The sequence below is a fragment of the Dongia sp. agr-C8 genome (assembly GCF_054658695.1).
Map to the genome: position 1 here is coordinate 803,921 of NZ_BAAGHZ010000002.1, position 19,760 is coordinate 823,680.

Consider the following 19,760-nt stretch of genomic DNA (forward strand, 5'->3'; position numbering starts at 1 on the left):
TTACTTCTCGTCATGGTTGTTTCTCCCGTTCCGACTATCGTTCACTTTTTGTACCATAACATCGGGCCGAGGTCTAGATGCACGCCGCCGAGGTCCGCGCTTCGGAAGGTACTGCCTGGGATCTTTGCCAGCGGCCAGCAGCTTCTTCTTTCCGGCTTTCGTCAGGAACTCCCGCCATCGAGGATTGTAGTCGTCCCATGCTCCGATGACCTTCTGGATCAGTGCATCCATGTGCGGCTGAACGACATCCGTCCGATAGAGCAAGACCACCCCCTCCACTCCGAACGTCTCCTGGTATCCGAGAGCTTGTTCTTTGCCTTTGAGAATCCCGCTGAGTGACTCCGGTTTCATTTCGACAGCCAGCGGGACGTGATCCGTGCTCAAGAAGCTATCAGGCACCTTTTTATCCAACTTGAAGGCTCGATGCAGAACCTTGCTGCGATCGGCATAGCCGCCCAACCCGGTGTGAACAGCGGTACCGATAGCGTTTTCGACCTTGTAGCCCCCGTCGGCTTCCGGCGGATAGAGCTTCAAGGGATCGTCTTTAAATACTGCATTCAGCTTCGCCACTTCCGACATTTGCACATGCGTCAGCTCACGATTGAGTTCCTCCGGCGCTTTCATATAGAGCAACCGGCTGGCCCGCCGCGATGCCTCTGCGTCTTCCACCATCCTTCGCTCAGAGAGAGGGCCGGCATAGTTCGGATCATCAGCCTTGAGACGCCGAACCAGAAACACTTCCCGACCTTCCGAGGCGCTTTCAGCTACGGAATATTCAAGTATTTGGTCGCCACTATTCATCCGATAAATCTCCTCCGTCGCCGATTTCTTAACGGGGAGATAATCGCGAAGCACGGGCTTGATTCCAGCAAGATCACTCAGATCAATCTCCTCGCTTGGCACCACCATGTAAGTGTTGGGGGGAAGCGATGACGCAGTCGCGATAAATCGTGATGTTTCACCTTCAACAGAGCCGGGAATGACCTTCGCATCGTGCTCCGCGGCAGCAGCGGCGAACGGCTCCATCTTCTCTGCCGCACCCAGTCGCCCGGCAGAGTCGTCAATGACTCGGCCAAAGGCGTCCAGGCTCAGGTCGCGGCGCAGACGCATGCCGCGATAGAGATCGATTCCAACTCCCCCGAGGGCGTGGACTACGCCACCCGCGACCGCGCCAAGCCCAACATTCATCAAGCTGCTGGCCAGGTCGTAGTCGTCGCCGGTGGCTCGACCCAGCGCATAGTCCAGCGGCTCGGTGATTGCCGTTCCGGTCACCCCTTCGTAGGCTCCGACACCGGCACGCTTGGCGAACCTGCTCAGCGCCGAACCGAACCTTGCCGTCCCTCTTGCAATCCAATAGCCAAGCTTTTCTTCTCCGACACCAGGAACGAACAAGGTGGCAAGATTGATCGGATCGACAAACTCGGCGCCAAGATCAGTCGCCCCAAGCATCAGTTGAGTGCCGAGGCTTCTGTCAGCGCGCGCGACCAGGGTCTCGTTTTCAATCTCCTCGCGGCTCCGCTCCATCAATAGATCGAGCTTCCCCTGCCGCATGCCCTCTTCGACCCCGACCCGCCCATCGAGACCTGCTTGATGAACCTGCTCCTCCGCCTCGCGGAGTGTCAGCTTGCGTGAAGTCGGTTTCTCGTGCTTGCCGAAGCGGCCGCCGCCGGTCAGTCGCCCGAACTGGGCTTCATTGAGTTCGCTGTAGAAGTCGAGGCGCGATATCGGCCCCTTCATCCACGTCAGGCTGAACTGGGCGCCCAGCGCCTCGTCGATGGGCGTGACAATGTGGGCGGAGAGCAGCGGCGGATCGGGATTGCCATAGGTCGCGATATACTGGGTCATCGCGAATAGGCACCCGTCGTGCGCGATCCTTTGGCTTGCCGCGCGCGCCTGCTCATTCCCAGGCGGGCGAGCTCTGCCCAGCTCACTTTGATCGGCTTGCCACCGATCTTGGCCGCATGCTTCGAGTAAAAACGCAGCTCCAGGCCGCTTTCATCGGACGCGGTGACCCAGAAGCCGTGGTCCTGCAGGCTACCCGCAATTCTGTCGAGAGGAGTGTACGCGTCGGCCGTATTGTCGAGCGGCAGCGTGGCCAGCTGCTCCAGGTATTCATCAGCGCCGCTCGCGATCAGTCCCGCTTCATACGTGCGAGGGACGCGATAGACATAACCGCGGAATTGTCGGAAGGCAAAGTCGCCGGCACCGAGCTGTTGCGCAGCGATAGCAGCTGCCTCGGCGGGACTCTTCTGGTTGTGGTAAACCTGATACAGGGCGAGTGCCTGGACCGATCTCTCCAGATTGGCTGAGATAGTGCTTCCCGCCGGCTGCTCCGCATAGCTCGCCTTGAAGTCCTTCATTCCTTCGTAGACGAAGCTCTGGAGAACGCTTTTCTGTGAGTTCGTCAGACTCGCATTCCGCTCAAGATCGGCGTACGCCTTTGGATCGCGGCTGAAAGCAAGAAGGATTTCTTGCGTCTCCCCCTGATGCGGCTCGAGGAGCAATGCCGTCGCAAAGTATGGATCCGCGGTCGGCGGCAGGGCCGCCACGAAGTGCGGATAGTCGGTACCGAAGCTCCGCTGGAGGTAAGCAATGTTGGACGCGTTGCCCTTCCGCCTAAGCTGGTCCTGCAATCCATTGGCAATCCTGAGTGGGATCGGCCGCATGGATTCGGCCGACACACCCAGTCTGCGCAATTCTTGCTTGGTGGAGATGAGGGCCTTTGTGACCTTCTCCGGGGCGGCGTCACTCGAAAGGACGTCATCCCAGTCGGCGCGTACGTGGGGATTTATCGTGCTGGCATATTCCGCCGCGTCGGCCTGGATCGCTTTGTTCTTGGCTACAATAGCGTCGGTGACCAACTCCAGCCGGCGCCGAGTGCGTTCGGTATGTTGCGCCTCATCCGCCTTTTGAAGGCTATCGAGAAGGATCCGGTCTTCAGAAAGCGGCTGCTTTTCGACTTTGACCAAGTCGGCGTGGGTATCGGCTCTGAAGGCGAGTTCGGCGAGTGCATCATATGCTGCCTTCTCGCTGCCCAGGGCTTTCTTCAACTTGTCGAAAGCGATGCCGTCATAAGTCCCCTTGGTCCCGGCCTCATTGAGCTGCCTATCCAGCTCAGCCAGGGTGTCGCTGTTTGATTTCGCATTCGCCTGCTCATGCTCGTTTTTTATCTCGAGGTCGCGCAGCTTCTGCTCGCGCTCCATGGTCGCAAGCAGATCCTGTTTGCCATCGATGCCTAACTCTTTGTCATACTTTCCGGAGCTCACCTCCTGCAACGCTGCATCGAGGTCCCGCCTCTTTAGACCCTTCAGTCCGGCCGAAACGATTGCCGCCCTGCTGATGCGGCTGAGTTCCGCCTTCTGGTCGGCAGTGAAATGCTGGTTGCCATTGATCATGTCATCCACCAGCTTGGTCGCGGATTCGAGCCGGCCAAAGTCGTCGGCCACCTGAGAGGCCTGCCCGCTAACGAGGTCGTGCAATGCTCCAGCGTCGAGCGCGAACCTGGCCACGGTTCTGTCCTTGACGCCTGATTCGATCGCCGAGACCCGGTAACCGTCCATATGTGTGCGCACGTAGCGCTGAAAGCGCGGGTTGGAATTGTCTCTCAGCGCCTCGTCCGTCGTGCGGGTAACAGCGCCGTTGATCATATCGGGGTAGTCGGCGAGCCCCGGCGCGGCCTTTGCTTTCAGTTCCGGCAGTTGCTCGGCGATGCGCAGCTGTAGGTCGTTGACCAAGGCAGCCGCTTTCGGCTGGTCGATGACCTCCCACTCCTTCTCGTCGTGCCACTCGTCCGTCTTGCGGATGGACTCGATCGCGCCGGACGCGGCGGTGGCGAGATCGGCGAAGCCCTTGCCGAAGGATTCGGCGAGGCTCGGACCGCTTTGAGGTGCTATGGGCCGGGCTTGCGGCAGCAACTGTCGGTCCCAGGCCTGAAATTCAGCCATGTCAGAAGCCTCCGCTATGGGCATTGCGCTGTGGGTAGCGTGGCCCGTAGCTGGGCTCCTCCTCGCGGGCGGCCAGCTTCGCCCTGATGTCGTCGCGCGCTTTCGCGTCGTACCAGTTGGCATAGCCGGAGATGGCGGAAGTACCAGCGCCGAAGAAGCCGCCGACCAGGGCGCTGGCGCCGGCCTTCTTGGAGGCTTTCGCCTGCGCACGATAGTTGGCAGCTTCCACCTTGCCGTTCCAGAGCGCGGTTTGCGCATCGAGCTCAGCGTTGATGTCGCTGTCGGCAAGCGCGTCGAGATAGGAGCCCGCGAGATCGACGCCGGAGGCGCCGATCGCCGCGCGATTCTGACCAGCGAGGCGACGCGCCTTCTCGCGGATCGCCTGCGCCTGGGTCTCCGCCTGCTGCTCGGCGAGTCTGGCATTGGTTCTGGAGTAACCCGCCTGGCTCTTGGCCTGTGCGTTCTGCGAAACGCCGGAGACGATCGAGCCGACCGCCTGAACCGCGGCCATGGCAATGGGAGCCCAAGTCATGCGTAAGCTCTTTCCCGCGGCGCCTGCGCTCCACGCTTGTCAGCGAGAGCCTTTGGCTCTAATGTTGATGCTCGCGTCCGGGTTGAGTGATCTTCGAGATTGTCTGGATGAACTACATCCTGTCCCTGGCGGCCGGCTTCGCCGTCGGCTTCTTTATCCCGAGCCGAAACTGGGTTCTGGTTCCGGTGGCGACGATTGCTGTCAACCTGTTCGCCGCCCTCTACCTCGGCGGCTCGTTCTTCTGGGTTGTTGTCCTGATCAATATCGTCGTCGCCTATTCCACGGCGCTGTCGATCAATCGGTTCATGTATGATTGATCGCTCGCCCGCGCCGGCCTTGAGGAACACGAACGCCTGATAGTCGCAGCCCTGGTGGAACTGCCGCAGCACGCCTTCCGGCATGAAACCGAGCAGTTCCGCCCAGCGCGCCGCCGGTGCGAACCCCATCAGCGCCTGAGCCTCGATGCGCACGGCCGGATGGCGCCGCAATCCGCGGCGTGCGGCGCGGGTCAGTGCGAGCATGTGGCGGCCGGCTTCCGCGCCGAGGATCGCCCAAGCGATGGCGCGGCCTTCCCAACATTCCTGGAAACCGCCGCAAGCAATCGGCTCTCGATCCACCAAGGCTGTCCAGCATGGACCCGCGTCGCTTACCCGCTCGGCCCAGCCCCTTTCGCGCAAGGCCACGCCGAGATGCTCCTGGTGCGGCTGCAGGGCGAGACGTTGCAGGTGGTGCGGTGCGTAGGGAACGATCAGCATGCGCGTCAACCCTTGTCGTAAGTCGTGACCTGCGGCAGGACCGCGATCACGGTCATCGGAAACGGTGCCGATTGGCGCAGCGCGATGCGGCCCTTGGTCTCGTAGCCCTTCTCCCAAAGGACGCGGCAGTCGTCGTCGCCGATCGGCGGCGGCTCGCCCAAGGGAATCGACGTGGTGCGGTACTTGAGCGGCACCATGCTGGCGAAGTCCGGCCCCGCCTCGCCACCCAGCGACTGCAGCACGCGGAAGGTGACTTCATTGATGCGCTTCACCTTGCCTTGCGCCGTCCCATCGACGGCGCCGGCCTCGATGCGCATGGTCTGGAGCCGCGAATGGAACTTCAGGCCCGCGACCGCGTAGCCGACCGCGCGGGTCAGCGGCGCGCGGCCGTTGACGACCACGATGTCGGGATGCGTGGCGCCCTCGGCGTTGACCGAAATGGTCTCGCCCTCGAGATGCCAGAGATTGGAGAGCGCGCTCGCCGAGAGACGCCAGCCGTTGGCGGGGACGACATCCAGACTGGGCCAGGCGGCGAGAATGGTCGCCGTGACCTGCGTCGCCGAGCCGAATGCAGTGATCCGCGCCTTGGCCGAGATCCAGGCGCCCTGCACCGCCGGGTCCTCCGGATCCAGCGCCGTGTAGTCGAACCAGCGCATCGAGATCTCACGGCCGACATCGGCCGGCTTGAACACGTCGCCGCCGGCGGTGAAGACGACGCCGGTGGTTCCCTTCACCGTGGCGCCGGCGCCGGGCTGCAAGGTCTTGGACTGGCGGCCGTCGAAGATCAGGCCGGAGTCGACGTAGAAGGCCTGCTCCTGGTCGTCGGAGTTCTCCCATTCCGGCGCGAAGAGCTCGACATAGCGCTCGATGCGGCCGTTGATCATCCGCTGCACGATTAGCCAGACCTCGTCACGGGCGTCGTTGGGATCCGGGATGGTGCAGACGGAGCGCACGATCGGCGGGCGGCGGCGCGCCGCGTCCTGATAGCCGCCGAGGATCTGCCGCGACCAGCCGATCTTCTGCTCGTCGCGGTCATAGGTCAGCACCGGAAGCTGACCGTCGCCGCGCGTCATCCAGACCCAGCCCTCGGGCTCCGACTGGAAGGCGAGCTGGCCGAACTCCAAGCGTCCGATATGGCCGGAGAGGATGGTGAGATCGCCGGCGTTGAAGCCGTCGATTTCGTAGGTGTAGTTGAGGTTGCGGATCTTGCGCCGCTTCCGCTGCACGAAGATCACGTCCTTGCCGGTCCTGACCGGCTGCGAGCCCTCGTAGGAGCCGTAGGTGGTGGCGCGCGTCGCCTTCACGTTGGTTGGCGTCAGCGCGCCGTTGAGGGTGTTGGCGCGCACCACCCATTCGCCGCCCTTGGTGCCGACCAGCAATCCCTTCTCGTCGTCCTTCATCCAGAGCACGTTGTTGACGTCGCCGGAATCCAACGGATAGGCGACGGCGTTGTCGTCGGCGACCACGGCGGCGGTCGATGAAGGCGAGAAGGTCTCGTAGTTCGACGACATCGAGCCGTCGACCCGGGTCGGGGTCAGCGGGCAACCGCCCCAAAAGAGGCGTCCTTCATAGAAGGTGACGCAGGAGGGATAGCCGCCGCCCTGGCTGTAGAGGCCGAGCCGCCAGCTCGACGACGCCGTGGTGCCGCCGAAATTGCTCAAGACGTCCGCGGTCACCGACACGGCGCTGGAATAAGCGGTGATCTTGGCATAGCCCCAGGTGCTGGCATGCTGGATGCGGACCAGGCGGCCGAGATCGGTCGGCTCGAAGATATGCGGCTTCGCCGTGCCGCCGCTGGTATAGGCATTGGCGAAGACCGAGCCGTTGAGGTCGTAGGTGTTGGCGTTGACGCGCGAGACCGTCCAGGTGGCGTTGGCCTCGGTGGTGCCGAGGATGCCGCTGATGTCGATCTTGTCGCCGGTCTTCCAGCCGTGGTTGGCCGAGGTGATGCGGATGGCGCCGGCGCCGTTGTTGGCCGCAGCGGTTACCGCCACCGAGAGCCCGGAAGAGATGGTGATCCCAGCCCCGGAGGCCGCCGACGGCGTCAACGTCGTCTGCGCATTGTTGACCGGCAGATAGGGTCCGTCCTGGAAGTCGATCTGCGACAGCACCCAGTTGGTGGCGCCGTAGCGCTGCAGCTTGCGCGGCACGTATTCGGTATGGGCGATGTAGAGAATGTCGGCCGACTGCGCGAATTTCAGTTGGTTGAGATCGCCTTCCTGATAGGTGGTGGTGAGCGTGTAGACTCGCGCCGCCGCGCCGCCGGAGGTGTAGACCGAATAGCCGGTGCCGTTGACCGGGCTGCCATGCTGGTCGGTAAGTTCGACCGTGTTGGTATTCACATTGGCGACGCGGAACCGCCGGCCGTTGAGCTGCGTCATGCCGGCAACGCCGCTGACCTCGATATCCTCGCCGTTGGCATAGCCGTGGTTGAGGATGGTCAGGACGACCGGGTTGGTTTGGGCCGCGCCTGAAATCGGCTTGCTCGCCTCGAGCAGCGGCCCGTCATTGCGATAGAAACGCACATAGAGATGGCCGAACTCCAGCACGTAAGCCTGCTCGGTGGAATATTCGAACCGCACCAGCAGCGCGTCCTGGGCGGGAAAGCGCGTCGAGGCGATGAACGACGTGCCCGGCCGCCGCGAGGCCGGCCCCACCACGCGCGGAATGAAGTTCTCCAGGATCCGGCAGGCGAACCCATAGCGCGAGAGATCGGTGCGACCCTCGGTGATCGGCGCGAACTCGCCGGCATCGAAGGCGTTGAAGTTCGGACTGGCTCTAACCATGCGTCAGCCGTTGGTGGTGAGGATCGGGAACTGGGGCGACTGGTCGCGGGCCTGCAGGAAGGAGAAAGCCGGATAGGGCTCCGGCTGCTTCTGCATGCCGTTGATCCGCTTGGCGCGGGTGAGCGCGACACCCAGCGCCTGCGCGGCGTCCTGCTTCTTGGTGTTGGACTGCGTCAGGTCCTCGGCCAGGTCGTAGGCCAGCCAGCGCGCCAGGGCCTCGACCGCATGCGGTGGAAAGCGGCCGGCATCGGCCACGTCATAGAGATAGAGGATGTCGAGCGGCGCTGACGCGTCGCTCAGGATCCATTGCGAGCCGGTGGCATCGGCCTCGAGGCTGAAATCCGGCCCGTTGCGGACCGCGAGCAAGCGGAGGAAATCCGCCGGCACCGGGAAGCCGCGGGTAAAGCCCCAGACCGGCGTCGCGGCGGAGGCCGGCAGCGACGCCCGCTTCTTGGCGAAATGCCAGGGATGGTCGCAGAGGAAGGCGCGGCGGGTGATGTCGTAGACACGCCGCAGCGCCTTCGCCTGCTTGGTATCGTCGTCGATCGAGACGATCGGCGCATCGCCCAGGCATTCGAGCGCCCGGTTGCAGATCGAGGTCTGTGAGGCCATTTCGAATCCCTGGGAAGTTCCGCGCTATTGGGCGAAGGGGGTCGCGCGGGTGTTGACGATGAAGTCGCGGAGCTTGTCGAGGCTGTCGAGCACCTCCTTGCGGGTGATGCCGACGGCGTCGTTCACAGCGAGCTCGATCTGCCGGCCGGTCGTGGACGTGCCGGAGGCGATGTCCGAGTTCTGCTGGCCGCGGTTGATGCCGATGTATTGGATCGCCATGGCATCACCACGAGAACACGCCCTGGAGGGCGAGCGTGCCCGAGGCGGAGATCGCCGCGGTCAGGGTGAGGGCCACGTCGTATTCCAGGTTGGGATCGGCGGTGAGGCCGAGCAGTTCCCAGATCCGCTTCTCGACATTGGCGACGTCGTCCGCTTCGAAGCGCGCGTTGATGCCGGTCGCGTTGGCGCTGGCGATCGACTGGGCGGAGGCGAAGAGCGCGGCGCTGACCACCGTACCGCCATCGGCCGCCGCGCGGTAGAGTCCGAGATCGGCGGCCCCGCCGGTCAGCGCGTCACAGAACAGGGTGAGCGAGACCGGCCGCATCCAGGAACCGACCCGGAAGAAGCGATAGGTGGAGCCGATGGAATCGCCGGTCACGGCCTCGACCGTGCCGGCGAACTGCTTGGAATTGCCGCCATGCACCCAGGGATTGGCACGCAGGATCGGCGTCGCGTCGAGATTGGTGATGGAGACGGTCTTATAGGCGTTGACGGCCATGGGAGTTGTCCTTTCGCCGGAATGGCACCGGGCTTAGCAGGATGGGTCAGGTGTGCGTCAGAGAGTGCCGATCAACGACACCAGACGCGGACGACCTTCTTCTCTTCGATGCGGGTCGCGCCGATCATCATGTCCATGTAGATCTGCCAAGGCTGGAGCTTGAGGTCGGTGCGCTGGGTGATATTGGTGGTCTGGTCGATCCAGACGCCGAGATGCATGCCGGAATTGACCCAGAAGGGAATCCCGGTGCTGCTGCCGGCAAGATCGTCGGTTCCGGCACAGTTGCCGGTCACTTCCTCGGTCAGCACGAAGTTGATGCCCATGAAGCGGCGGATGCGCCCCTCCTCCAGCACCGGCTTGGTCTGGTAGTCCATCGAGGTGACCTGGATCTCGCCCAGAAGCGAGTCATGGGCCTTGGCGTTCAGGGCGCCGGTGATCTGCTCGCGGTCGAGATCGACGTTGTTAGTGAGGAAGGTCTTCACCACTTCGCGCAGCTTGGCGACGGTCAGGTTGGTCGCTGCGGATGCGCCTTGGCTCACCGAGACATTCTGCCCGCCGGCGGTGGTCAACGTCGTGCCGAAAGCGACCGAGCCAGCGGCGAGCTCGCCGGTCTTGGCCGTGGCGAAGAAGGCGCCGAGGATGACGTCGTCCTTCGCGCGGCCCATGGCATTGGCCGCGTTCATGACCAGCGACGGCTTCGGATCGCCGAGCATTTGCAGCTCATCGAACTTGTCGACCAGTTGCGCATGCTCAAAGGGCAGCGGGAAGACCCAGCGCCGGTCGAAGGCCGCGTCCTGCCGGTCGATCGGCGTGAAGCGTTCGGTGACGGCCACCGCCGCGGTCGGCGCCACCTGGTTGACGGGCGAGGCCTGTTTGCCCTGATACTGGCCCTGGGCGACCAGGCCCTGCAGGCGCGAGCCGAACTGCTGCGAGAGCAGCGCGAACTTGTCGGAAAACTGAATCGTGCGGAGGTTGATGAGATTGGCGGACATGTGTGTGCCTCAACTGTGAACGCGCCCGCAACGTGGGGCGCACTGACGGTCGATGGCTTGTCCGCTTCAAATGCCCGGGCCGCGGGATTGAACAGCGACGGCTTATCGGGCACGGCACGGGGCCGCTCTCGCGGGTGACGTCCGCTAGACGGTCAGGATCCGGCGAGACGCGGGGCCATCTCTACAGGGAGAGGGCGTATCCGCAGCAGGATCAGACAGCGCACACTATAGTATAAGCTTGTGACCGCGTCAACAGGAGTTGGCGCCGACCGCCTGCCAGTGCGGATCTTTAGATGACTTCGCGAACCCGGGCGAGTTGGGCGCGGTCTTCATCACGCTGCATTGGAAACGCCGCCAAGAACCAATCCACCACCGCCGCCCGAGTGGGCGGCGTCTCCCCGTGCCAATCCGTAGCAACAAGATCAACGAGTGTGGACACGGCGGCATGCGCCTTGTCCTTGTGCCCGAGCTGAAGCCAGGCCGCCGCGGACCAGCCGGGAGTGTCGGCGATAAGGTTGTTCGAGCGATCGGCGGCCACGATGGCGCCCTGAAAATCGCCCACCATGTACCGGATCGTCGCGACGTAGGACCATTGATAATCCAACAACAGTGGCGAGAGCGCCACTGCGCGATCCATCAACATCTTCGCGGTGGCTCCGTATCCCATGAAGGCGAGTCCAAGTGCTGCGGAGATCAGCATCTTCGGGCTGCAGGGATTGAGGTCGGCTGCGAGGTCATAGTGAACCTCGGCCTGGCTGTAGCGCCCGTACAAGGCCAGAACCCAGGCCAGGTTGAGCTGCGCGCGCGCACTCAACGGGTCGAGTTCGACCGCGCGATTGCCGAGGTCGAGCGCGCGCAGCGTTGTCTCGGGATTGGGTTTCACGCCCGGCCGCGTGAGATGTCGCGAACTGAGGACACTCGACAGGCTTGAATATGCCGGTGCGAAATTGGGGTCGCGGGCAATAACCTGCTCGAACAACAGCGCGGCGGCGTCTTCCTCCGCCGCCTTCCAGTGAGTCAGCAGGTGCTCGCCCTTCACCCAGATGTCGTAGGCATCCGGATGCGCGTGATCCGCCAGGGTGCGGGTCAGCCGGTCGTGCGACACGTAGATCTCCAGCGCGGACGCAATGCGGCTGACGAGGTTCCGTTGAAGTTCGTTCCAGGAGATCGCGGAAACCAGAAACTTCTCGCTCCAGATTATTTGCCCCGATTCCGGCCGTCGCAAGAGCACGAACAGCTCCGTCTGGTCCCCATGCTCCGCGCAGGTTCCGGTAACAATGTAGTCGCAACCTGGCGCGCTGCTGTTCTCATGCGCCTCCAGGATCGTCCATTCCCGAAAACGCGACAGATTGGCGATCAAGTCCGCGCGGAAGCCGAATGCGGAATCGCTCAACGCCGGCATGCGCGCGACGAACTCGCCGATCGCAATAGCCGGCCGGCGGGCACGGCCGAGGACCGGATCCGCCGGGGATCGGCTCGATTCCGCGGGAGTCATCGAAGTCTTGAGCAGGCTGGTCGTATCGGCCCCCGGCTCGAGGGAGAACCGTTCGCGCATCTCCCGCGCCAGGAGATCATAGACGCGCGACGCGGCGGAACGGTTTCCGATCGCCGCGTAGTGCCGCATCAGACTTTGGGCGGCTCGTTCATGGCAAGGCTCCGCAAGCAACAACGCAGATGCCGCGAGCCGAACCTGGAGTTCCGTGGGCTCGAACCGTTCGAGCATGGCCTCCAGGAGCCCGGCGATCTTGTCCTGCCAGTTGCGCCGGCTGACCTTGAGCCAGCTGTTGAAGACCGGGCTGACGTCCTCAAGGCCGAACAGGATCGCCTCGGACCAGTCCGAGCGCTCCAGCAGCAATTCATTGACCTTGCCGGAGGCAAGATCGCGCAGGATCGCCAAAAGGTCGATTTCAGTCCATGCCGAGTTGAGCGACAGAAAATCGCCATGCCGGCTCAAGACGGCGAACTTCGCGTGACCGAGTACTTGCTCGACCTTGCTCACGCACCGCGTCAAGGCATGTCTTGCCTCCGACAGCGGGCGATCGGGCCAGAGCATCGCCGCCAGCCGGTCCTGGCTCTCCTGCGATCGGGTGGAGAGCGCCAGGAAACCGATCAGCGCGCGCGCCTTATCCGATTTCAGCGGCAGTGAGTCGCCGCTGTCGGTGAACATCGAAAGCCCGTCGATGGTGGTGATCATCAGACGGATATCCGGCCGGTCCTGCGGCCGTGTCGTGCCGGCGACCACGTGAAAGATTGACACCGGCTCCGGCATGTTCTTCAGAGTCGCGCGACCGCCGAACCTGAACTCGAACTGCGAACCTTTGTGTGCGGCGCTGTAGACGTCCTGCGAGACGCAGATTCCCCCGGGCTCCGCGAGACCCTCCAGGCGTGACGCAAGATTGACCGCATGTCCGAACGCGTCGCCGTCGCGCCGGAAGACTTCGCCCATGTGCAGTCCGATGCGGAATCGCGGTTGATTTTCGCCGCCGGCTCGCGCGTCCCGCAAGCGCTCCTGGATCCGCATGGCGTAATCGACGGCGGCCGTGGCGCTGTCGAACAGAATCAGGACGCCGTCGCCGGTGGTCTTGATGAACTCGCCTTCCGATCGGCTGCACTCTTCCTTGAAGATCTGAAAGCAATCCTGAACGAAGGAGAGCGTCTTGATCTCGTCATGGGCGACGAGCCGGCTATACTGATGCAGGTCAGCGAAGAGAACCGCCTTCAGGGTCGAGCGTTCGGGGTGCGTCTGCATGGCCGAGCCGGTTTCGGTAAGATTACAATCATATCCCCGCATGTGATAAAACACTATCCTGGGCAACCATGACGGGCGTCACATGCAATGGGATGATTTGTACGACGTCGTCATGCTGCCCGGGCCGGAACCCATACATCTGGCGGTCGCGCTGCCCAACGATCGTTACCGTGCGCGCGCAGATCTTCCCCGCGCCGCCTTGCCCGAGTCAGGGCGCATCGCGAGCGGTCGCGGGCTGACCGCGGCGGCTTGCCGCCAGAGCTGCCTCGGCGAAGCCGCTGAGCTGATGTCGTGTTGCGCCTGGGGCGACGAGACGCTCATCACAGCGAGCGCCCGGGCCTTGGGCAGCCGTGCCCTGCCGATCCGTTCCTTGGACGGCCTTTCGCCGGCGCAGATCGCGGCACGGGCGGGCTGGAACCGTGACCATGGCGGATTCGACTGGCGGCCCCGCGCGTTCGATCCTGATGCAGCGATCGACTGGTTCCCGGTGACGAACGCATTCGACCAGACCACGCAGCTCGCCCCGGCGGATTTCATCTTCATCGGCCGGAGCGAGGTAGGCGACGAAGCCGCGGTTGCGGTGGCCGACAGCAATGGTTGCGCGGCGGGCGAAACCGCCGAGGCCGCCAGGTTCGCGGCGCTCCTGGAATTGATCGAGCGCGATGCAACCGCGCGCTGGTGGTACGGACGCCGAGCACGCCGGTCGATGACGCTCGAGCAGCTCAGCGCGGGGCTATCCGGAGACGCGCAATCCGCCATCGCCATGCTTGCGTCCGGAAGGGGCGATCGTCGCAACAGGGTCTTCGACATCACGACCGACCTCGGCGTGCCGGCTTTCGCCGCCGCGTCGGCCGCCCCGGACGGACGTGGCGTCGCCCTCGGCTTCGCCGCCAAGCCGAGCCAGGCTGAAGCGGCAATGTCCGCGATCACCGAGATGCTGCAGATGGAGTTCTCCCTGGCGGTCGCGCAAGCGGAACCCGACGCCGCGCCGCAATGGAGGGAGTGGATCGAGAAGGCGACACTGGCAATGCCGCCGCTGGATGCCGAGTTGGCCAGCGATGACCCGTGCTTCACGACAGAGACCGCGCCGATCACGCTGGCATCGGCCCTCGAGGCTTGCACCAGACTCGGTGTCGGACTCTGGTTCGCGGATTTGACGCGGCCCGCGATCGGCATCCCGGTATTCCGCGCGCTGTCGACCGAACTTTGCCACTACAAACCGCGATTTGGACGCCCACGATTGCTTGCTGCAGATCTGCGCGATCTGGCCGCAACGACACCTGACGCGGAAAGCCAGGTGCCGCTGCTGGTCTAGGCGATTACCGACACCGAGTCAGCATCATCACGCCGAACATGAACTTGTAGCACTTGGGTCGGGTCGCGGCGTTGCTGTAAAGCGCGGCTATCTTCGCCGCATACGGTTCGAGATAGCTGAAGTCGGTGATCTGAGCATCGGGAAAGGGCATCGTGATCCGTGTCTTTTTCCGGCCGGGCCTAACCCTTGTGTCGTTTTGTGCGAAGATCTTGCAATTGGTTCCGTCGATCGCGATCTGCTTGGGTTGCCCCGCAGGTACGTCGAGCTTTTGCTGGGTGACGACGAACGCCGGCACACCAGCCGGTGGCGGCAGTCCGACTTTTGCGAACGCCTGTAGCATGTCAGCCCGTTCGTCGGGCTCGGCGTCTATAAAATCCTGAAAATTCGCGCTGCTTCCCGGAGTTGCAGCATTGATCAATTGATCAACGACGTTGACGTAACCATCCTCGTAAAGGACGGTTTCATTATCATTGCATATTTTCAGTTTCGCCATTCTCGCTCTCCTGCTGGGTGGGTGTTACCGGGCCGCCGAGTGGATCTGGATTGCCTGCGAACGCGACAAGGTCCGCAAAGGTAAAGCGGTCGGGTTCAGCGCGCGGCAACGTCGGCGTCCAACCGCTGCCGTCCAGAATGGAAATCTCGCTGGCATCGATGGCGGCATGGAGAGTCTCCATGACGATACGCCCGACGAAAGATCCCAGGTGCCTGCCGCCGGTTTGCACCTCAGCTTCGCGCAGCATGTAGAACCAGAGCGGAGTCTTGACGAAAAGCTCTCGATGCGCACTGAAGGCGCCGCTCTCCGGGTTTCTGGAGAGGTCGCAGATCTCATGGTCGGTCAGCGGTCGGATGGCATCCGCCTTGCCGAGCGAGCAATTCAACTTTTCCAGTGCGCACTGGGCAGAAGCAAGATGGCACCAGCGGCCACGGAGCAACGTCTGGGCGGCGAGATTGAACTCACCGAGCGGATTGGGCGGGCTCTCAAGGAGTTTATTGGGCAAGTGGCCGAGCGGCTTCGCCAGGCGGGTGTCGATCAGGTTAGCCATGATCGGCCTCTGCGCGTGATGGCGAAGGCTCGTATCGGAAAAGTCCAGGAGTTCGAACCAATCGAGCAGCCAGCGCATCTTTAGGGCGTATCCCGACCACGCCAAGCCGTCCCCATTCCGATAGCTGTTGAGGATGAACTCGGTCATTGTTGTTGTTGCGCCAAGCCGGTTCCATGGCTGATAGCTGTTTCGGATCATGCTGTGGCCGTAGCGCCCCAGCGCCGCAGCGAACTCAAGCGGCATCCAGTTGACATCGCCGGCGTCCAGCGGACGACGGTCGGCCGTAAAAAATGGCTTCGGGTGAACAAACGCTCGGCCATGGTTCATCACGGCCTGATGCGTCGCACGACCTACGATTCGTGGCAGGTAGTCGTGGAGCACCGCGGCCTGGAAGTGCTTCACCCACATCTCCCTGATGGTGCGCGCATTCTCCGCTGACTGTCCGGTGAGCCAGCCAATTCCCAGCCATTGTGCGATTGCGTTGTAGAATTTCAGGAGCAGTAGGTGACACTGTGAGAGTGGAAGAAAGTTATCATTGCGCGGATCCGCAATGATCGGTTCACCGCGTGGTCCTTCTACCTGGCGCGGAATGTCCTGCGGAAATGGAGGACCGTCCGACGTGCTGCCTATGGTGAGCGGGCCGAGCTTCGGACTTCCGCCACCCATGTACGGTGTCGGATCCTTCTCTGGCAGAACGCTATCGAGGTCCAAAGCGGGAGAGCGACCGTTGCTTGCCATGTTCACGTCGAGATAAGTGATGTCGTGAACAATCAATTGGCCCAGATAGGTGTAGCCGGCCGGTATGCAACGATCGGGGTGCGGACAGACATCATCGACGTCGTTGTCCGGTCTGGTGCGCATCGCCTCGCCAAGATCGATCAGCGCTTGATCGCCGGGAATGTCGGACAGTTCCGCTTTTCCGAAGATGTGGGAGTAGGCGTAGGTCTCAGTAGGGGGCGTGTCCGCGGACCGCGCCTTCGAAACAGGAGCAATCTCAATTTTGTCCCGGCTGTAGCGATAGACCTTTCCGTCGGTGCCTTCCACCAGATAGCTGGCCCGGCCATGCTCCCCTGTCATCTCGATCCCCCGAAGACAGAAGTCGTCATTGCTAGTTTCGCTCTTGGGTCGCTTTCGCGCAAGGAAATCTAAGCCCGATGCGAACAGGGACTACGCGTGGCACAAACGTCATTAAAAGAACGCACCCGGAAGATAGCCAGCCGCCTCCCCCCAACGGGGTATGCGCTCTTCGGCCGTCACTACCAGTCCGCACCGTTAAGCTTCTCGACCAGAGCCGCGGCAGGCACCGCAGGCTGAACAGGTCGCGCCATTTTCCTTTCGAAATCCGGTGTGGCGCGCTCCCACCACATGACGCTGCGGCAGTGCTTGCAGTGGACGGAGGCGAGTTCCTTGCTGCCCAGGAATACCGCCCGAGTGCATCTCGCTTAGCCCCTGCTCGCCACCGCGCTGATCAGTCGGTCGTACTCCGCGATCGCGCTCTTGTCGCCGGCGAAGTAGCGCTGGGTCCATTCGCGGTCGCCGCGCAGCTCGACCAGGCGGGCATTGGCGGCTTCCGGGGTCAGCCAGCCGCCGGAACCGAAGCCGCCGGCGCCGCTGCCGCGGTCCTCGGAAATGGCGGTGCCGATCTCGGCCAGCAAGGTCAGCATCGAGCGGGTGCCGATCGCGCGCTCGATCTTGCCCATGGTCGCGGGCTCGAGGCCGAAGGCGCGCGACGCGCGCTGCGCTGCGGCGAGGCGGCTGTCGGCCTCGCCGCCCCATTCACGGCGCAGCGCCTCGAAATCCTGTGCCGATGTGCGCTGGAAGGCGTCGTTGTCGGCGGCGGTCAGCATCGCCTGCAGCTTGGCATGTTCGGTCGCCAGCGCGCTCGCGGTCTCGCGGCCGACGCCGAGCTTCAGGAAGACTTGCGCCATGCCATCGGCATAGCTGCGGTCGGCGGCTTCGTCCGGCTTGCCGTCGGCGCCGAGCGGAACCAGGCCGTAGTCTTCCCAGCTGCTCGGCACACCCATGCGGCGGTGGATCTCGGCCCAGGCGGTCTTGTCCTGGGCATCCTTCGGCCAGACCACCTTGTCGCGGCCCATCATGCTTTCGAGGCTGCGATGGGCCCGCACCATTTGCGCGAGACCGTCCTCCGCCGCGGTCCAGCCCTTGTTCTCCAACCAGCCTTGGGTGTCGCCGTCGAAGTTCGCGAACCAGCTCTCGCCGCTAGCGCCCGCCGGTTCGACCGTGCTCGCCGTGCCGCTCTCGATCTCGCCTTCCATTCATCGACCTCCTTGTCGTGCTTGCGCCGCCTGCATGCGCTCGCGTTGCGCCAGCGCCCAGGCCTGCGATGAATCCATTTCCAGCATGGCGCGGATCCGCAGCCAGACCTCGCGGCGCCCTTCTGCGATCGCCATCGCGTAAGGGTCGACTGCCTTCTGGCCGCTGACCCGCACCGAGGATTGCTGCTCGCCACAGAAGACCGCGAGATCGCCCAGCACCGCGTCGCGCGCCAGCCCGCCGCCGAACACCTGTTGATAGGCGCGCACCAGATCCGCGCGCGGCAGAACCCGATCGAACAGACTCATAGGCGCGCCTCTACTGTGGTTGTGGCTGGGCCGCGGCTTCGGCCTGCGCCAGGTCCTTGATGCTGCCGGTGACCGCCGGCAGGGCCGCGGCGGCCTGCGCCGCCTGCTGCGCCTGGGCGCGGCCCTGGCGCAGCGCGTCGAGTTCTTCCTTGGAGCGGATCCACTTCGCCGGCACGCCGTTGATCTCGGCGAGGCCCGGGGCAATCTCGTCGGGATTGAACACGTCCATCACGGCGGGATCGGCGCCGGCGAGCGGCGCCAGCGCCTCGATGGTGCGCAGCAGGCCGACGCCCTGGTCCGCCTTCATCGCGCGGGTCAGCGGCGAGTCATATTCGAGCTTGTAGCCGCCGTTGCGCTCGAGCATGACCGGCGGCGGTGGCGGCAAGGCACCGGCCCGCGCCAGCAGGTCGATTTCGCGCTCGACGATCGGCCCCAGCAATTCCGACTGCTGCCGGCCGGTGGTCGGCGCCAGCAACGCACCCTTCTCCTGTGCCCGGAGAAGCGCCTCAGTCGCCGTCATCTGCGGCGTCTCGACCAGGATCTGGAACAAGGTCACCAGGAAGGCGGCGTTCACCGACTGTCGGCGCTCGGCGATCTCTTCCTTGACCGGCGCGAACTGGCTGCCGCGGTTGAGCGCATGGATGAGCGGCCGGCCCTGGTCATCGACGCCGCCGTAGTTGATCGCGGCCGGCAGCAGAGAGACGCCGTCGCCGAGCGCCGAGAGCACGCCATCATTCGGCGCCAGCAGCGGCGGCGCGATCGAGAGCTGCGCCTCCTGCACCATGGTCTGCGCCATCGTGTTCAGCATCTTGGTGTCGGCCAGCGCCAGCATGCCGGGGCTGTCACCATAGACCTGGCCCGGCCGCGTGACATAGCGCGAGACCGCATAGGGAAAGGTGCGGAAGCCGCCCTGCCCCACCACCTGCCGCGCATCCTGGCAAACCCACCAGGATTCATAGGTCATGCCGCTGCGGCCCTTCCCGCCGTGGACCCGCGAGTTGTTCGGCCGCACGCAATGGAGATAGGTCGCCTTGTCGTCGGGGCGCGTCTCGAGCTTGGTGCGGATCTGCTCGGGCAGCCGGTCGGCGCCGAAGCGCTGCGCCGCCTGCTCCGCGGTCAGCTCCAGCTTGTAATGCGCGGTGCGGATCCGACCTTGGTAATCCTCGACCACGTAGAGGCCGGCGAGATTGCAGGCGCGATAGGTGATGCCGGCTCCCGGCGATTCCTCGGAGAAGATGCCGCCGGTGCCGAAGGCGCCGAGCGAACCGTAGACTTCATGGATCTGCGAGGCGAAGTTGGAGCGCGGCGAGTAGCGGAAGGCGAACAACCGGCGCGTCACTTCGCTGCACCAGCGCTTCACCTCGATGTCGTCGGCCAGGTCGTCGTCCAGCGGCTTCAGCATGTGCCAGGTCTGCGCGCGCGGCGTCAGCATACTCTCGAAAGCGGCGGAGAAGCGGTCGAGCGCCAGGACCGCGGTCGAATCGAAGACCTGCGGCCGCAATTGCGGCGTGCCCTTATAGGTAAACACGCCGGCCCGCGGCAGCATGAAGTCGGCGATCTCCTGCCAGAGCGGCTCATAGATCGCGCGCTCGGCCTCCAGCTGCTGCTGGCGGCGGATGATCTCGCCGGCGACGTCGCGGCTGTCCATCCTGGCGCGACCATTCACAGCTGGCGCCGCGGGCTTGTGTGTGGCAATGGCTTCGGTGCCGATCATGCGGTGCCGATCCTCGGG

Annotated in this window: 16 protein-coding genes; 1 reads left to right on the forward strand and 15 read right to left on the reverse strand. The window is 63.8% G+C overall.

What is annotated here, in order from left to right:
- The 10 genes from ACYQ4T_RS11325 to ACYQ4T_RS11370 all read right to left on the reverse strand — a co-directional run bounded on the left by ACYQ4T_RS11325 (nt 1) and on the right by ACYQ4T_RS11370 (nt 13,088).
- Entirely contained in the window at nt 1–1,845 is a 1,845-nt protein-coding gene (locus ACYQ4T_RS11325; RefSeq protein ID WP_459853877.1) for a hypothetical protein, read from the reverse strand.
- The gene (locus ACYQ4T_RS11330) at nt 1,842–3,944 is read right to left on the reverse strand and encodes a hypothetical protein (RefSeq protein ID WP_459853879.1); all 2,103 of its coding nucleotides are present in this window, start codon (nt 3,942–3,944) and stop codon (nt 1,842–1,844) included. The genes ACYQ4T_RS11325 and ACYQ4T_RS11330 overlap by 4 nt, the downstream gene beginning before the upstream one ends.
- 1 nt (nt 3,945) lies before the next feature.
- On the reverse strand, nt 3,946–4,476 hold the full coding sequence (locus tag ACYQ4T_RS11335) for a hypothetical protein (protein ID WP_459853882.1): 531 nt from the start codon (nt 4,474–4,476) through the stop codon (nt 3,946–3,948).
- Nucleotides 4,473–5,231, reverse strand: a complete 759-nt coding sequence (locus tag ACYQ4T_RS11340) for a hypothetical protein (RefSeq protein WP_459853884.1) — start codon at nt 5,229–5,231, stop codon at nt 4,473–4,475. The genes ACYQ4T_RS11335 and ACYQ4T_RS11340 overlap by 4 nt, the downstream gene beginning before the upstream one ends.
- Nucleotides 5,232–5,236: 5 nt before the next feature.
- Nucleotides 5,237–8,017: a hypothetical protein gene (locus ACYQ4T_RS11345; RefSeq protein ID WP_459853887.1), complete on the reverse strand. Its 2,781-nt coding sequence runs from the start codon at nt 8,015–8,017 to the stop codon at nt 5,237–5,239.
- A 3-nt stretch (nt 8,018–8,020) separates the two neighbouring features.
- The gene (locus ACYQ4T_RS11350) at nt 8,021–8,629 is read right to left on the reverse strand and encodes a hypothetical protein (RefSeq protein WP_459853889.1); all 609 of its coding nucleotides are present in this window, start codon (nt 8,627–8,629) and stop codon (nt 8,021–8,023) included.
- A gap of 24 nt (nt 8,630–8,653) precedes the next feature.
- Entirely contained in the window at nt 8,654–8,848 is a 195-nt protein-coding gene (locus ACYQ4T_RS11355) for a hypothetical protein (RefSeq protein ID WP_459853891.1), read from the reverse strand.
- 4 nt (nt 8,849–8,852) lie between these two features.
- Nucleotides 8,853–9,347: a hypothetical protein gene (locus tag ACYQ4T_RS11360; RefSeq protein WP_459853893.1), complete on the reverse strand. Its 495-nt coding sequence runs from the start codon at nt 9,345–9,347 to the stop codon at nt 8,853–8,855.
- 71 nt (nt 9,348–9,418) lie between these two features.
- The gene (locus tag ACYQ4T_RS11365; RefSeq protein ID WP_459853896.1) at nt 9,419–10,339 is read right to left on the reverse strand and encodes a phage capsid protein; all 921 of its coding nucleotides are present in this window, start codon (nt 10,337–10,339) and stop codon (nt 9,419–9,421) included.
- A gap of 289 nt (nt 10,340–10,628) precedes the next feature.
- A complete protein-coding gene (locus ACYQ4T_RS11370) occupies nt 10,629–13,088 on the reverse strand; it encodes an adenylate/guanylate cyclase domain-containing protein (protein WP_459853898.1) in 2,460 nt (819 codons plus the stop codon).
- A 97-nt stretch (nt 13,089–13,185) separates the two neighbouring features.
- On the opposite strand from ACYQ4T_RS11370, the gene ACYQ4T_RS11375 reads away from it, so the two are divergent.
- A complete protein-coding gene (locus ACYQ4T_RS11375) occupies nt 13,186–14,403 on the forward strand; it encodes a YcaO-like family protein (protein ID WP_459853900.1) in 1,218 nt (405 codons plus the stop codon).
- A 4-nt stretch (nt 14,404–14,407) separates the two neighbouring features.
- On the opposite strand, the gene ACYQ4T_RS11380 is transcribed toward ACYQ4T_RS11375, so the two are convergent.
- The 5 genes from ACYQ4T_RS11380 to ACYQ4T_RS11400 all read right to left on the reverse strand — a co-directional run bounded on the left by ACYQ4T_RS11380 (nt 14,408) and on the right by ACYQ4T_RS11400 (nt 19,742).
- Nucleotides 14,408–14,896, reverse strand: coding sequence for a hypothetical protein (locus tag ACYQ4T_RS11380; RefSeq protein ID WP_459853902.1), 489 nt, complete (start codon nt 14,894–14,896; stop codon nt 14,408–14,410).
- A complete protein-coding gene (locus tag ACYQ4T_RS11385; RefSeq protein WP_459853904.1) occupies nt 14,871–16,523 on the reverse strand; it encodes a peroxidase family protein in 1,653 nt (550 codons plus the stop codon). The genes ACYQ4T_RS11380 and ACYQ4T_RS11385 overlap by 26 nt, the downstream gene beginning before the upstream one ends.
- Before the next feature lie 365 nt (nt 16,524–16,888).
- Complete coding sequence (locus ACYQ4T_RS11390; protein ID WP_459853906.1) at nt 16,889–17,722, reverse strand: hypothetical protein; 834 nt, start codon at nt 17,720–17,722, stop codon at nt 16,889–16,891.
- Complete coding sequence (locus tag ACYQ4T_RS11395) at nt 17,723–18,028, reverse strand: Bbp19 family protein (RefSeq protein WP_459853909.1); 306 nt, start codon at nt 18,026–18,028, stop codon at nt 17,723–17,725.
- A 10-nt stretch (nt 18,029–18,038) separates the two neighbouring features.
- Nucleotides 18,039–19,742: a portal protein gene (locus ACYQ4T_RS11400; protein ID WP_459853911.1), complete on the reverse strand. Its 1,704-nt coding sequence runs from the start codon at nt 19,740–19,742 to the stop codon at nt 18,039–18,041.
- Nucleotides 19,743–19,760: the final 18 nt, after the last annotated feature.